We start from the raw sequence: 13,627 nt of genomic DNA, 5'->3' as shown, positions 1-13,627 counted from the left end.
CGTCAGGCCCGGGTGCCGGTGGCTCGCACGCCGGTCAGCCCGGAGGCCACGGGACCGCGCGCGAGCACATGGCCGCGGCGGAACGCGAGCCGCGTCCAACGACCGGAACGCGTGACGGGCACATCCTCTTCGCCGGAGATGAAGCCGAGCGCGTCTGCGGCGAACGCGACGCCTCGCGGCAGGCCGGCGAGGTCGTCGTCCGGCTCTCCCCAGATCGCCGCGCGGAGCGCGCGCACCGCCTCTTCGCCGGATCCCGGTCCTGCGCCGTGCGCGACCGCGGAGATGCCCCACTGTGCGCGCTGTGCGACGACGGAGGCGGGAAGCGTCGACTCCAGCGCCCATCCCTGTCGTGGCGGCGCGACACCGGCCCACGCAGGCGAGAGAGCGGTCTCCGGCAGCCCGAGGCGCTGCGGGTCGTCCGTCGGGCTCAGGGCGTCGATCACGAGGTCGCACTCGAGCTCCGGGTCGGCACGGACGATGCGCATGGCAAGGATCGTCGGCGTCTGATCGAAGAGCCCCTGAGGCGCGAGGACCGCCGTGGTGAGCGCCAGGACGCCCTGATGAGCCTGGAGACGCACACCCTCGTCGGACACCCGGGCCGCGCGGCCCGTGAACGTGAGGACATCCTTCGCCGTGTCCGGATCGGCGAGCAGGAGCTGAGGGGTCACGCGTTCTAAACTACCAACGAGCGGCGACCCGGGGCCGCGGAGGGGAACACATGAGCGCCGACGAGCACGCCATCCAGACCGTGGAGCGTCTTCTCGACGTCCTCGACCTCGACGCCACCCAGGCGCGGACCACCGAGGACATCTTCACCGGCTCATCGCACCCGATGCCGAGCGGTCGTATCTACGGCGGACAGGTGCTCGCGCAGACCCTCGTGGCCGCGGAGCGCACGCTCCCGGAGGACCGCGCCGTCCACTCGATGCACGGCTACTTCCTCCGCCCCGGCGATGCGAGCCAGGGCATCACCATCGCCGTCGACCGCATCCACGACGGACGTTCGTTCTCCACCCGCCGCACCCAGGCGTATCAGAACGGGGTGCCGATTTTCTCGATGATCGCCTCGTTCCAGGATGCCGACCCCGGGGTGGAGCATGCCGAGCCGATGCCCGCCGGTGTGCCCGTCCCGGAAGATCTCGCTCCCGATGAGGACCGTGTGCCCGGCCTCGCCGGCGGCGCACGGCGCATGCTGAGCGAGCGTGCCGCCGACATCCGGCACGTCGACTCCCCGCTTTATCTGCCGAACGACGACGAGAGGGTTCCGCGGCAGGCGGTGTGGATGCGACTTCGGGCCCCGCTCCCCGATGACCAGCGGCTGCATCGTGCCGCACTCGCCTACCTCAGTGACATGACGATCCAGGAGTCGATCCTGCGCGCCCACGGGGTGTCCTGGTCGCTCCCTGGGCTGAAGGTCGCGAGTCTGGACCACGCGATGTGGTGGCACCGTCCGGCGCGCGTGGACGAATGGCTCCTCTACGTGCAGGAGTCGCCGAGCGCCCGCGGCGGTCGCGGTCTGGCGACGGGGCGCGTGTACACCCGAGAGAGCACGCTCGTGGCGAGCGTCGCTCAGGAGATCATGATCCGGGTTCCTGAGGATCGCTGACGCTGTGCTCAGCGGTGTGCGTACTCGATGGAGGGGCCGACGTACGGCTCCCACGCCTCGCGCATCTCCGCCGTCAGGCGTGTCGGCCGTCCCGTGCCCGCGTCGACGAGCACGATGATCGCGGTGGATCGCGCGTAGAGCTCACGCGGCTCGGCGGCGGGGTCGTTGTGCACCTCGTAGCAGACCTCGACGCTGGACCCGCCGAGCTTCCCGAACCACATCTGCACCTCGAGTGGGCGCCGCTGGTACGGAACCGGAGCGAGGTACTCGATCTCCTGCCGCGCGATGAGCGTCAGGATCCCTTCCTCGATCCCGGAGTCGAGGACAGCGGTGGACGGCGCTTCCTCGCCGGGCCCCGCACGCCAGAACGCGCGGACGCGCGCCTCCTCGAGCAGTTTGAGCATCGAGGTGTTGTTGACGTGGTTGAATGCATCCAGATCGCCCCAACGGAGGTGGATCGGGATGTGCAGGCGGGAACCCGGCGAGTCGGTGCTCATGGCCGCCTCAGTCGCGGGTGAGCTTGCGGTGCGTCGACCGGTGGGGCTTCGCCGCGTCCGGGCCGAGACGCTCGATCTTGTTCTGCTCGTAGGCCTCGAAGTTGCCCTCGAACCAGTACCACTGGTCGGGCTTCTCGTCCGTGCCCTCGTAGGCGAGGATGTGCGTCGCGATCCGGTCGAGGAACCACCGGTCGTGGGTGATGACCACCGCGCAGCCGGGGAACTCGAGCAGCGCGTTCTCCAGGGAGCTCAGCGTCTCGACGTCGAGGTCGTTGGTCGGCTCATCGAGGAGGAGCAGGTTGCCGCCCTCCTTGAGGGTGAGCGCGAGGTTCAGACGGTTGCGCTCACCACCGGAGAGCACGCCGGCCTTCTTCTGCTGGTCCGGGCCCTTGAACCCGAACTTCGAGACGTAGGCACGGGACGGGATCTCGGTCTTGCCGACCGTGATGAAGTCCAGGCCGTCGGAGACGACCTCCCACAGGGTCTTGTTCGGGTCGATCGACGACCGCGACTGGTCGACGTAGCTGATCTTGACGGTCTCGCCGATCTTCAGATCGCCGCCGTCCAGGGGCTCCAGCCCGACGATGGTCTTGAACAGGGTCGTCTTTCCGACGCCGTTCGGGCCGATGACGCCGACGATGCCGTTCGGCGGAAGGCTGAAGCTCAGACCGTCGATGAGCGACCGGCCGTCGAAGCCCTTTTTGAGGTTCTTGGCCTCGATGACCACGTTGCCGAGTCGAGGACCGGCGGGGATCTGGATCTCCTCGAAGTCCAGCTTCCTCGTCCGCTCCGCCTCGGCCGCCATCTCCTCGTACCGTGCCAGACGCGCCTTCGACTTCGTCTGCCGCCCCTTCGCGCTGGAGCGGACCCAGTCCAGCTCATCCTTCAGGCGCTTGGCGAGCTTGGCGTCCTTCTTGCCCTGGATGTCGAGGCGCTCGGCCTTCTTCTCCAGGTACGTGGAGTAGTTGCCCTCGTAGCCGATGAGGCGTCCGCGGTCGACCTCGGCGATCCACTCGGCCACGTGGTCGAGGAAATACCGGTCGTGGGTGATGGCGATCACGGCGCCCTTGTACGACTGGAGGTGCTGCTCGAGCCAGAGCACGCTCTCCGCGTCGAGGTGGTTGGTGGGCTCGTCGAGGAGCAGCAGGTCGGGCTTCTGCAGCAGCAGCTTGGCCAGCGCCACGCGGCGCTTCTCGCCACCGGAGAGCGGAGCGATGGCCGCGTCGCCGGGCGGGGTGCGGAGGGCGTCCATCGCCTGCTCGAGCTGGGAATCGAGGTCCCAGCCGTCCGCCGCGTCGATCTCCTCCTGCAGCGTCCCCATCTCCGCGAGGAGTGCGTCGAAGTCGGCGTCCGGATCGGCCATCAGCGCGGAGATCTCGTTGAACCGGTCGACCTTGGCCTTGATGGCGATGCCGTCCTGGATGTTCTCGAGGACCGTCTTCGACTCGTCGAGTTCCGGCTCCTGCATGAGGATGCCGACGGAGTACCCCGGCGAGAGCTTGGCCTCACCGTTGGACGGGGTGTCGAGCCCGGCCATGATCTTGAGGATCGTCGACTTTCCGGCGCCGTTGGGGCCGACCATGCCGATCTTCGCGCCCGGCAGGAACGCCATCGTGACGTCGTCCAGGATGAGCTTCTCGCCCACCGCCTTGCGCGCACGAACCATGGAGTAGATGTACTCAGCCACCGAAAACCGCTCCTTCTGTTGGCGTCGAAGATCGACACTCCAGCCTACCGGCCGCGAGTGGGCTTATCTGTGTACGCGAGTCACCAGTCGATCGGCCGCGTCGCGCCCACCAGGCACCGCCCGCCGGCGAGCTGGGGCATGACCGTGGTCACGACGGCACCGGTGGAGGGGCCGACCTGTCCGATGAGGCACTCCTCCTCGCCCCAGCGGACCGAGAACTGGATGCTCTCCGCCGGATTCCCGACCGTGGACTGGTCCGGCGTGAGCTGCATTGCGTCCCGATCGAATCCCGCCGCGACGAGACCGTCGACGTACGCGCGCCCCTCCCCGCGTTGCTCCGTCCCCCAGACCTGCTCCGCCACCGCCGTGAAGACGGGGAGGTTGTCCTCGGCGCTCCCGTCCGGCACCAGAGCCGGAGCGGCGGACGGCGTCGGATCGGCGGTGGCCGTCACCGTGGGAGTCGGCGTGGCCGCGGGCTCCGGCGCGCATCCGGCGAGGACGGCGGCCGAGACACCGGCGACGAGCACGAGCGCCGCAGCGCGGGGCGGGAGGACCGATCGGAGCACGAGCAGAGTCTAAGCCGCCTCGCTCTCTGCTGGCTGATCCCACGCGCCGCGCACCTCATCATCCGCCGTCGAGAGGTCACCGCTCTCCCCCTCCTCCGCCGGTGAGGGCCTGGCGCTCGGCCGATATGCCGTGGTCCCCCACCGGAGGTCATGCCCGATCGTGTCCGCGTCGATGTCGACGCTCGTCCCCTGCTTCCCGTTGCTCTCCCACGGGCGCACCCGGAGCCGTCCGGAGACGATGACGCTGTCCCCGACCCGCAGCGATGCCCGCGCGTGCTCCGCCAGCTGACGGAAAGCCGCGATCGAGAACCAGTTGGTCCCTGCGTCCACCCACGAACCGCTCGCAGCGTCGAAGCGCCGGTGCGTGCTCGCCAGCCGGAAGTTCGTGACAGGCACTCCTGCGCTCGTCCGCCCGGGTGTGGGCTCCGTCGCGACTCTCCCGACGACGGTCACGGTGTCGATCATCTGTTCGTCCTCTCGCTGCCGGCTCGGCGGCCGGATGCCCTCCAGCGTGCACCGCGCAGAGCAGGTGGCGGGGACGCGATCCCGTGATCCGTGGACGGGCTCGAGCGGCGGTGCATTGTGCAGAAGAGGCCAGGTCATCCGCGGATACCGGGGCCCGGGCAAATGTCGGTGGTCGGTCGTACGTTCGAACCATGGAAGGAGAGACCATGACCGCCACCACCGCTTCGATACCCGCTCCCGGAGTGCCCCTCGCCGCACCGCCGCTCGCATCGCGCCGAGAACATCTCGTCCGTGCCGCCGATCACCTGTGGCGTGTCCAGGACAGCCGCGATCACGTCCTCGGCCATCTGCGGGTGGTGGCCGACCCTCTGGGCCTCCGTTACCGCGCGGAGCGGCTGCACCTGGCGACGGGCGGCTTCCGGCTGATCGGCGAGTTCTGGCGCGCGGATGACGCCGTCGACGCGCTGCGGCACTGCTGACAGCGGTCGTCTTGACCGGATTTCCCTGCGCCCCCGGCAGGATTCGAACCTGCGACCAAGAGATTAGAAGGCTCCTGCTCTATCCCCTGAGCTACGGAGGCGGACGTCTCTACCGTACCGCGCTCCCCCGCTGGATGTCGGGGCCGTCGATAGGATGGCGACATGGTGACTGCTTCGGAGAACGACCGCCTCGTCTGGATCGACTGCGAGATGACGGGTCTCGATCTCGCGGTCGACGAACTCGTCGAGATCGCCGTGGTGGTGACCGACTTCGAGCTCCGTCCGCTCGACCCCGGCTTCCAGGTCGTCATCCGTCCGAGCGCGGACGCGCTCGCGCACATGAACGACTTCGTCACCGCCATGCACGAGACCTCGGGGCTCATCGACGAGATCCCGCACGGAGTCACCCTCCAGGAGGCCGAGGAGCAGACGCTGGCTTACATCCGCCGCTTCGTCCCGCTCGAGCGCCGCGCACCTCTCGCCGGCAACACGATCGGTACCGACCGGATGTTCCTCGCGAAGTACATGCCGCAGGTCGACCAGTGGTTGCACTACCGGAACGTCGACGTGTCCAGCATCAAGGAGCTCTCCCGTCGCTGGTACCCCCGGGTGTTCTTCCAGGCTCCGGCGAAAGACGGCGGCCACCGCGCGCTGGCCGACATCCTGGAGTCCATCCGCGAGCTCCGGTACTACCGGGACGCTGTCTTCGTGGACGAGCCGGGGCCTTCCAGCGACGACGCCAAGGAGATCGCCGCGCGCACCGTGTCGGAGTTCGCCTCCAACATGTAATAGACTCGTGGGGTTGCCTGTTTCGGCGGGCGCATGGTGGGTATAGCTCAGTTGGTAGAGCGCCTGGTTGTGGTCCAGGAGGTCGCGGGTTCAAGCCCCGTTACTCACCCCAGCTCGAAGAGGCTCGGACCGGTTTGGTCCGAGCCTCTTCGCCTCTCCCGCGGCCCTAGACTGTCCTGGTGTCACTGGCGGTCTGGTTCTCTCTTCTCACCGCATCCGTGGTGATCAGCTTCACGCCGGGGGCCGGCGCGATCAACACGATGTCCAACTCCCTCACGCAGGGCTGGAAACGATCGATCTGGGGCATCATCGGCCAGCAGATCGCGCTCATCGTGCATGTCGTGATCGTCGCCGCGGGCGTCGGGCTCCTCGTCTCGCGCTCGGACGTGTTGTTCAACCTCATCCGATACGCCGGAGCCGCCTACCTCGTGTACCTCGGCATCCGGTTGATCCTGACCCGCCCCGCTCCGGCGCTCGACGACGCGCCGGATCCGGTGGATGCCCGGGAGAGCCACTGGTCGATGATGCGCCGCGGGTTCTGGGTGAACCTGCTGAATCCCAAGGCGATCGTCTTCTTCCTCGCCTTCATCCCGCAGTTCATCCGGCTCGATCAGCCTCCGCTTCCCCAGTATCTGGCTCTTGTCGCCACCGTCGTGGTCGTCGACGTCCTGGTGATGTGGGGGTTCTTCGCCACGGCGGCGCGCCCGTTCCGGCGCCTCACCCGCTCCCCGCGCGGCCAGCGGATCCTCAACACCGTGTTCGGAAGCCTCTTCATCGGCGTCGCGGCGCTGCTCGTCCTCCTGCACTGAGGATCCCATCGCACCCCCGTAGGCTGGAGGGGATGGACATGGACGCCGCGGCCTTCGAGGCCCTCGTGATCGACGAGCTCGACCAGCTGCCCGACGAGATGGTCGAGCAGCTCGAGAACGTCGTGTTCGTCGTGGAGGACCGTCCTGAGGACGGGAGCCTGGATCTCCTCGGCCTCTACGACGGCCTCGCGTTGCCGGAACGCACGCAGTACGGGATGGGTGAGCTGCCCGACCGCATCATCGTCTACCGGGAGCCGCACCTCGCGCAATGCGAGGACATCGACGAACTCCGCGACGAGATCCACACCACCCTCGTCCACGAGATCGCGCACTTCCATGGCATCGACGACGCCCACCTGCACGAGCTCGGATGGGCCTGACCGTGTCGACCGCTCTTCCCGAGATCGATGAAGCCACCGATCTCTCCGCTGCGCCCCTGGAGCCCTGGGAGGTCGTCGTGTGGAACGATCCGGTGAATCTGATGAGCTACGTCGTCCGCGTCTTCCGCACCTACTTCGGCTATACCCGCGAGCATGCCACCCGCCTCATGCTCGCCGTCCACCACGACGGACACGCGATCGTGGCCACCGGACCCCGCGAGACCATGGAGGTGCACGCGCAGGCGATGCACGACTACGGGCTCTGGGCCACCGTCAGGAAGGCCGTATGAACACCCCACCGATCACCCTCTCCGTCGCCACGATCGAGGGGATGCATCTGGCCCGGCTCGTCGATGACTTCATGGAACTGCTCCGGGATACCGAACAGGATGACCCCGGGGTGGCACGGCTCACCCCGAACGCCTACCCGGACGACGACGATGCTTCGGTCGCCTTCGCGTCGGCCACCCGCGCGGATCTCCTCGATCGCCGCCTGCACGACGCCCGCACGATGCGCGCGTCGCTGCAGGTGTTCGATCCGGACGCCGAGGTGACCGATGAGGACGCCCGCGTCTCCCGCGACGTTCTGGTGCGCCGCGAAGACGTGGACGCCTGGCTGCGCACCCTCACCGCCATCCGCCTCGTGATCGCGACGCGCCTCGGCATCACCGACGACGCGCCCGACGTCGGCGGCGACGGTCAGGCGGTGTACGACTGGCTGGGATACCGCCTCGAACTCCTCATCGAAGCCGTGGATGAGAGCGACGCCGACGCCCTCCGCTGAGTGCGCTCAGGGAACCTCGACCACCCGCGTGGCGAGTTCGCGGGGGCTGTCCCGCTCGACGTGACGGCGCTCCTGCGCCGCCCACCGGTCCCAGTGCGGGCGGTAGGTGTCTCCGTCCCGCGCGAGAGCCCGCGACTTGCGCGAGTGCTCCCCGGACTCCACCCAGACGCGGACGTCGGCCAGCCGTGCGGTGGACGGACGCAGGATCCCGCTGCCCTCGACGATGACGCCGAGTGCGGGATCGACCGCATGCGTCTCCGCCTCCTCGCCGCGCTCCCAGTCCCATCGACGCCAGGCCCCGAGAAGGCCGCGCCCGTGCGGCCGGAGGATGCCATCGAGGGCCCGCTCCGCGCCGCCGTCCAGCCCGTCCCATCCGGGATACAGGGAATCCAGCGCGATCACCTGCACACGACCGGCGACCGGCCAGGCGCGTGCCACGCGCGCAGCCAGGGAGGTCTTGCCGGCGCCGCTTCCGCCGTCGATGATCACGACAGGATTGGACGCCGCGAGTGCGCGCACGTCCTCGACGATCAGCGTCGCGGCCTGCGAGAGGGCGGCTGCGACCGCATCGTCACTTCTTGAGGGCACGGATGATGCGCGTGAGGGCCCGACCGGTGACCCAGACGAAGGGCACGGCCACGACGAGGAGCGTCACGATGTTCGGCTCGAAGCGCAGGCCCTCCTCACGACGGACGTAGACGCCCACCGGCACCGAGACGCCGCCACCTCCGCCACCTTCTCCGCCGTCCCCGCTGGCTCCGCCGAAGCCCGCGTAGGTGAACGCCACCGGAGTGACGGTGACGCCATCGATCTCCTGCGGTTCCCCGTACGCGCTCTTCACGCCGAAAGACGCGACCTGATTCCCGAGTTCCAGTGCAATGTTCGGCATGTTCCCACGGTAGCCGACGGCGGCCTGCGGCGCGCGGTCAATCGACGCCGTGGTCCTTCGGATGCCGCGCGGCGCCCCGTCCTTCACCGCGTCCGATGTGGCGCGCCCTGCTGATCGTCGCCGAACCGAACCGCGCCATGGCCTCGTCGACGGCCCCTTCGACCTTGCGCCAGTCCTCGTCCTCGTCCCACAGCGCCAGCGCGCTGCCTCCTGCGGGCCGGAGGTTCTCGGCACGGACGCCCACAAGGCGGATGGGATCACGACGCTCGATGAGCGCGAACAGGCCCTGCGCTGCCTCGCCGATGCGCTGGCCGACCGCGGTCGGCTCCGGCAATGTCTGGGAGCGGCTGACGGTGCGGAAGTCGTCGAAGCGGATCTTGATCGCAACCGTGGCGGTCTCCCACCCGGCCCGGCGCAGGCGCGCGCCCACGCGATCGGCCAGCCGCAGCAGCTCGGCGCGGAGGAAGGCACGATCCGCGACGTCGTGGTCGAAGGTCTCCTCGTGTCCGATGCTCTTCTCCACGCGCTCCGTGTCGACCGCACGCGCGTCCTCCCCCCGCGCCAGCTGCGCGAGCCTCGCGCTCAGCGCCGGCCCCACGGCGCGGTCCAGCATCTCGGGCGATGCGGTGCGGAGGTCGCCGATCGTGCGGAGGCCGCGGGCCTCCAGTGCCTCCGCCGCCTTCGGCCCCACGCCCCACAGCGCTCGCACGGGGCGCGGCGCGAGGAAGGCGAGAGTGTCGTGTTCCGCGACCACGAGCATCCCGTCCGGCTTGGCCATGGTCGACGCCATCTTCGCCACATGCTTGGTCGCGGCCACGCCGACGCTGCACGTGATGCCGACCTCCGCGAGGACGCGCTCACGGATCTGGGCCGCGATCCCGGCGGGGCTCCCCCAGAGCCGGCGCACACCCTGTACGTCGAGGAACGCCTCGTCCACCGACAGCGGCTCCACGAGCGGCGTGAACGACTCGAAGATCGCCATCACCTGCCGCGAGACCTCTTGGTACCGGTGGAAGTGCGGCGGGACGATCCGTGCCGTGGGGCACAGTCGGAGAGCCTGCGACACGGGCATGGCCGAACGGACGCCGTAGCGTCGCGCCTCGTAGGAGGCGCTGGAGACCACGGAGCGCCCGTCCGGAGCCCCGATGATCAGCGGCAGTCCGCGGAGACTCGGGTCGTCCAGCACTTCGACGGCCGCATAGAACGCGTCCATGTCGACGTGGAGGATGCGCGTACCGGAGTCGTCGGCATCGGCCGAGGACACCATGCGGCCTCTGCCATCACCGTGTCCCATGAATCCATTGTCCCCTGGGCCTCCGACATGGAGGCCCAGGGGCGAGAATCACTGCGCGGCGCGCTCGAGGATGAGTTCGCGGACGCGGGCGGCGTCGGCCTGGCCCTTCATGGCCTTCATGACCGCACCGATGATGGCACCCGCGGCCTGGACCTTGCCGTCCTGGATCTTGGCCATCACATCGGGCTGGGCGGCGAGAGCCTCATCGATCGCCGCGATGAGCGCACCGTCGTCCGAGACCACGGCGAGACCGCGTGCGTCGACGACCTCCTGCGGCGTGCCCTCACCGGCGATCACGCCCTCCAGCACCTGGCGTGCGAGCTTGTCGGTCAGCGTCCCGGCGTCGACGAGCTGCTGCAGCGCCGCGACGTTCTCCGGGCTGACGAGGTCGACCGCATCCTCCTCCTGCGCATTGGCGAGGCGGGTGATCTCCCCCGTCCACCACTTCCGTGCCGCGGCCGGCGTGGCCCCGGCGGCGATCGTGGCCTCGACGACATCGAGCAGACCGCCGTTGCGCACGTCCTGGAACTCCAGCGGGGTGAAGCCCCACTCGTCCATGAGTCGGCGCCGACGGGCGACGGGCTGCTCGGGCAGGGCGGCGCGCAGCTCCTCGATCAGCTCGCGCGGCGGCTGCACCGGAAGCAGATCCGGCTCGGGGAAATACCGGTAGTCGTCGGCGTCCGACTTCGGACGTCCGGGAGAGGTGGTCCCGGTGTCCTCGTGCCAGTGCCGGGTCTCCTGGATGATGGTGCCGCCGTCGGCGAGGATCTGCGCCTGACGCTGGATCTCGTACCGCACCGCGCGCTCCACGGATCGCATGGAGTTGACGTTCTTCGTCTCCGTGCGCGTGCCGAGCTTCTCCTCACCCCGACGACGGAGCGAGACGTTGGCGTCGCACCGCAGGTTGCCGCGCTCCAGCCGAGCCTCGGAGATGCCGAGTCCGCGGACGATGTCGCGGATCGCGGCGACGTACGCCTTGGCGACCTCGGGAGCCCGGTGATCGGTGCCGAAGATCGTCTTCGTCACGATCTCGACGAGCGGGACGCCGGCGCGGTTGTAGTCGACGAGCGAGTACTCGGCGCCCTGGATCCGGCCGGTCGAGCCGCCCATGTGCGTGAGCTTGCCGGCGTCCTCCTCCATGTGCGCGCGCTCGATCGGGATCGTCACCATGGTGCCGTCCTCGAGCTCCACCTCGACCGACCCCTCGAAGGCGATCGGCTCGTCGTACTGGGAGATCTGGTAGTTCTTGCCGAGGTCCGGGTAGAAGTAGTTCTTCCGGGCGAACCGGCTGGACTCCGCGATCGAGCAGCCGAGCGCGAGGCCGAGGCTGATCGACGAGCGGATGGCCGTCTCGTTGACGACCGGCAGCGCACCGGGCAGTCCCAGGTCGACGGGGGCGATCAGCGTGTTCGGCTCCGCCGCGTGGTACGCCTCGTTCGCGGGGTTGGGAGCGTCGGAGAACATCTTCGTGTTCGTGTTCAGCTCGACGTGCACCTCGAATCCGAGGACCGGCTCGAACAGCTCGAGCGCCTTGTCGAAGTCCATGAGCTTGGCGGCGGCCATCAGCGCGCGCCTCCTTCCAGCTGGGGGGCACGGGACAGCAGCGGCGCGCCCCAGGAGTCCACGAGCAGCGTCTCGAGGGCGGCACCCACCCGGTAGAGGCGGGCGTCCTCCCGCGCGGGAGCGAGGAACTGGATGCCCACGGGCAGCCCGTCGTCATCCGAGAGACCGCTCGGGATCGAGATGCCGGGGACACCGGCGAGGTTCGCCGGGATCGTGGTGATGTCGTTCAGGTACATCTGCAGCGGGTCGTCGATCTTCTCGCCGAGCTTGAAGGCCGTGGTCGGGGCCGACGGCGTGGCGATGACGTCGACATCGGCGAAGGCCGCGGCGAAGTCCTGCTGGATGAGCGTGCGGACCTTCTGCGCGCTGCCGTAGTACGCGTCGTAGTATCCGGCCGACAGAGCGTAGGTGCCGAGGATGATGCGGCGCTTGACCTCGTCGCCGAAACCGGCGTCGCGGGTCGCGGACATCACGTCCTCCACCGTCGGGTTGCCCGCCGGGGTGACCCGGAGGCCGAAGCGGACCGAGTCGAACTTGGCCAGGTTGCTCGAGGCCTCGGCCGGCAGGATCAGATAGTAGGCCGCGACGCCGTACTCGAAGTGCGGTGCACCGATCTCGACGATCTCGGCGCCCTGCGCCTCGAGCAGCGCCAGCGCGCTGCGGAACGAGGCCGCGACGCCCGGCTGGAAACCGCTGTCGGGAAGCTCGCGGATGACGCCGACGCGGAGACCCTTGAGGCCGTCCCCGCGCGCACCCTCGCGTGCAGCCGCCGCGAAGGACGGCCACTGCTCGTCGAGCGACGTGGAGTCCTTCGGGTCGTGGCCGCCGATCGCGTCGTGCAGCAGACCCGCATCGAGCACCGTGCGGGTGACCGGGCCGACCTGGTCGAGGCTCGACGCCAACGCGATGGCACCGTAGCGGCTGACGCCGCCGTAGGTCGGCTTCACGCCGACCGTGCCGGTCACGTGCGCAGGCTGGCGGATCGATCCGCCGGTGTCGGAGCCGAGGGCGAGCGGTGCCTCGAAGGCGGCGACGGCGGCGGCAGAGCCCCCACCCGAGCCGCCGGGGATCCGGTCGAGGTCCCAGGGGTTGCGGGTCGGGCCGTAGGCGGAGTGCTCCGTCGAGGAGCCCATCGCGAACTCATCCATGTTCGTCTTGCCGAGCGCGATGAGGCCGGCAGCTCGGGAGCGGGCCACGACTGTCGCGTCGTACGGCGAGCGGTACCCCTCGAGGATCCGCGAGCCGCTCGTGGTCGGCTGATCCGTCGTGACGAGCACGTCCTTGATCGCGAGCGGGACACCGGCGATCGGCCCGAGGTCCTCCCCCGCGGCGCGACGAGCGTCGATGTCTGCCGCCGCGCCGAGGGCATGCTCGTTGACGTGCAGGAACGCATGGACGTCGTCGTCGACCTGGGCGATGCGGTCGAGGTGCGCCTGCGTGGCCTCGACGCTGGAGACCTCCCGCGTCGCGAGCTTGTCGGCGAGTTCCGCCGCGGTCAGCCGGATGATGTCGCTCACTGCTCTTCTCCCAGGATCGCGGTGACGCGGAACCGGCCGTCGGCCTGGTCCGGGGCGTTCTGCAGCACCTGCTCGTGCGTGAGCGTCTCGCCGACCACGTCGGGACGGAACACGTTGCTCAGCGGGATCGGGTGGCTGGTCGCGGCGACATCGGCGGTCGCGACCTCGGACACCTTGGCGATGTTGTCGACGATGGCGTCGAGCTGGCCCGTGAGCCGCGTCACCTCGTCGTCGTTCAGCTGGATGCGCGCGAGCACGCCGAGATGGCGCACAAGATCAGGGGTGATTTCAGACACGCCCCC

At 69.2% G+C, this 13,627-nt stretch carries 18 protein-coding genes and 2 tRNA genes; 8 read left to right on the top strand and 12 right to left on the bottom strand.

Features of this window, described 5'->3' with window-relative positions; all coding sequences use genetic code 11:
* Nucleotides 1–2: 2 nt before the first annotated feature.
* Nucleotides 3–668, bottom strand: a complete 666-nt coding sequence (locus tag BK819_RS07440; RefSeq protein ID WP_071328560.1) for a hypothetical protein — start codon at nt 666–668, stop codon at nt 3–5.
* 50 nt (nt 669–718) lie between these two features.
* Between BK819_RS07440 and BK819_RS07435 the strand changes: the two genes are divergently transcribed.
* Nucleotides 719–1,606 carry an acyl-CoA thioesterase II gene (locus BK819_RS07435; RefSeq protein WP_071328559.1) on the top strand — a complete coding sequence of 296 codons (888 nt, stop codon included), beginning with the start codon at nt 719–721 and terminating at the stop codon, nt 1,604–1,606.
* Nucleotides 1,607–1,614: 8 nt separating this feature from the next.
* On the opposite strand, the gene BK819_RS07430 is transcribed toward BK819_RS07435, so the two are convergent.
* From BK819_RS07430 to BK819_RS07415, 4 genes are all read right to left on the bottom strand, one after another.
* Nucleotides 1,615–2,103 (bottom strand): thioesterase family protein, encoded by a 489-nt coding sequence (locus BK819_RS07430; protein WP_025103392.1) that lies wholly within the window; start codon nt 2,101–2,103, stop codon nt 1,615–1,617.
* 7 nt (nt 2,104–2,110) lie between these two features.
* Nucleotides 2,111–3,790, bottom strand: a complete 1,680-nt coding sequence (ettA, locus tag BK819_RS07425; protein WP_025103391.1) for an energy-dependent translational throttle protein EttA — start codon at nt 3,788–3,790, stop codon at nt 2,111–2,113.
* Nucleotides 3,791–3,870: 80 nt separating this feature from the next.
* Nucleotides 3,871–4,356 (bottom strand): hypothetical protein, encoded by a 486-nt coding sequence (locus tag BK819_RS16780; RefSeq protein WP_071328558.1) that lies wholly within the window; start codon nt 4,354–4,356, stop codon nt 3,871–3,873.
* A gap of 9 nt (nt 4,357–4,365) precedes the next feature.
* The gene (locus BK819_RS07415; protein WP_083391697.1) at nt 4,366–4,821 is read right to left on the bottom strand and encodes a single-stranded DNA-binding protein; all 456 of its coding nucleotides are present in this window, start codon (nt 4,819–4,821) and stop codon (nt 4,366–4,368) included.
* 206 nt (nt 4,822–5,027) lie between these two features.
* Here BK819_RS07415 and BK819_RS07410 point away from each other — a divergent pair, with 206 nt between their 5' ends.
* Entirely contained in the window at nt 5,028–5,300 is a 273-nt protein-coding gene (locus tag BK819_RS07410; protein WP_083391696.1) for a hypothetical protein, read from the top strand.
* Nucleotides 5,301–5,328: 28 nt separating this feature from the next.
* Here BK819_RS07410 and BK819_RS07405 read toward each other — a convergent pair.
* Nucleotides 5,329–5,401, bottom strand: a tRNA-Arg gene (locus BK819_RS07405).
* 61 nt (nt 5,402–5,462) lie between these two features.
* Between BK819_RS07405 and orn the strand changes: the two genes are divergently transcribed.
* From orn to BK819_RS07375, 6 genes are all read left to right on the top strand, one after another.
* Nucleotides 5,463–6,089 carry an oligoribonuclease gene (orn, locus tag BK819_RS07400; protein WP_071328557.1) on the top strand — a complete coding sequence of 209 codons (627 nt, stop codon included), beginning with the start codon at nt 5,463–5,465 and terminating at the stop codon, nt 6,087–6,089.
* A 36-nt stretch (nt 6,090–6,125) separates the two neighbouring features.
* Nucleotides 6,126–6,201 (top strand) — tRNA-His (locus BK819_RS07395).
* A 67-nt stretch (nt 6,202–6,268) separates the two neighbouring features.
* Nucleotides 6,269–6,898 carry a LysE family transporter gene (locus BK819_RS07390; RefSeq protein ID WP_060922772.1) on the top strand — a complete coding sequence of 210 codons (630 nt, stop codon included), beginning with the start codon at nt 6,269–6,271 and terminating at the stop codon, nt 6,896–6,898.
* Between the two features lie 32 nt (nt 6,899–6,930).
* Nucleotides 6,931–7,278: a metallopeptidase family protein gene (locus BK819_RS07385; RefSeq protein ID WP_025103385.1), complete on the top strand. Its 348-nt coding sequence runs from the start codon at nt 6,931–6,933 to the stop codon at nt 7,276–7,278.
* Nucleotides 7,269–7,568, top strand: a complete 300-nt coding sequence (gene clpS / locus BK819_RS07380; RefSeq protein WP_071328556.1) for an ATP-dependent Clp protease adapter ClpS — start codon at nt 7,269–7,271, stop codon at nt 7,566–7,568. The genes BK819_RS07385 and clpS overlap by 10 nt, the downstream gene beginning before the upstream one ends.
* Nucleotides 7,565–8,062, top strand: coding sequence for a DUF2017 family protein (locus BK819_RS07375; RefSeq protein ID WP_071328555.1), 498 nt, complete (start codon nt 7,565–7,567; stop codon nt 8,060–8,062). The genes clpS and BK819_RS07375 overlap by 4 nt, the downstream gene beginning before the upstream one ends.
* A 6-nt stretch (nt 8,063–8,068) precedes the next feature.
* On the opposite strand, the gene BK819_RS07370 is transcribed toward BK819_RS07375, so the two are convergent.
* Genes BK819_RS07370 through gatC form a run of 6 tightly spaced genes read right to left on the bottom strand, consistent with a single transcriptional unit; the run spans nt 8,069 to nt 13,621 of the window.
* Entirely contained in the window at nt 8,069–8,650 is a 582-nt protein-coding gene (locus tag BK819_RS07370) for a hypothetical protein (RefSeq protein WP_083391695.1), read from the bottom strand.
* On the bottom strand, nt 8,634–8,951 hold the full coding sequence (locus tag BK819_RS07365) for a hypothetical protein (protein ID WP_071328758.1): 318 nt from the start codon (nt 8,949–8,951) through the stop codon (nt 8,634–8,636). Before BK819_RS07365 ends, BK819_RS07370 begins: the two co-directional genes overlap by 17 nt.
* 37 nt (nt 8,952–8,988) lie before the next feature.
* Nucleotides 8,989–10,245 carry a DNA polymerase IV gene (locus BK819_RS07360; RefSeq protein WP_071328554.1) on the bottom strand — a complete coding sequence of 419 codons (1,257 nt, stop codon included), beginning with the start codon at nt 10,243–10,245 and terminating at the stop codon, nt 8,989–8,991.
* Between the two features lie 48 nt (nt 10,246–10,293).
* Nucleotides 10,294–11,808 (bottom strand): Asp-tRNA(Asn)/Glu-tRNA(Gln) amidotransferase subunit GatB, encoded by a 1,515-nt coding sequence (gene gatB / locus BK819_RS07355; RefSeq protein WP_071328553.1) that lies wholly within the window; start codon nt 11,806–11,808, stop codon nt 10,294–10,296.
* Nucleotides 11,808–13,325, bottom strand: a complete 1,518-nt coding sequence (gatA, locus tag BK819_RS07350; protein ID WP_071328552.1) for an Asp-tRNA(Asn)/Glu-tRNA(Gln) amidotransferase subunit GatA — start codon at nt 13,323–13,325, stop codon at nt 11,808–11,810. Before gatA ends, gatB begins: the two co-directional genes overlap by 1 nt.
* Nucleotides 13,322–13,621 (bottom strand): Asp-tRNA(Asn)/Glu-tRNA(Gln) amidotransferase subunit GatC, encoded by a 300-nt coding sequence (gene gatC / locus BK819_RS07345; protein WP_025103377.1) that lies wholly within the window; start codon nt 13,619–13,621, stop codon nt 13,322–13,324. Before gatC ends, gatA begins: the two co-directional genes overlap by 4 nt.
* Nucleotides 13,622–13,627 lie beyond the last annotated feature (6 nt).

Origin of the sequence: Microbacterium sp. LCT-H2 (assembly GCF_001866135.1) — a bacterium.
In the GTDB taxonomy this organism is placed as follows: domain Bacteria; phylum Actinomycetota; class Actinomycetes; order Actinomycetales; family Microbacteriaceae; genus Microbacterium.
Note: the sequence above shows the minus strand (reverse complement) of the source record. Positions and strands in the feature narration are given on the sequence as shown.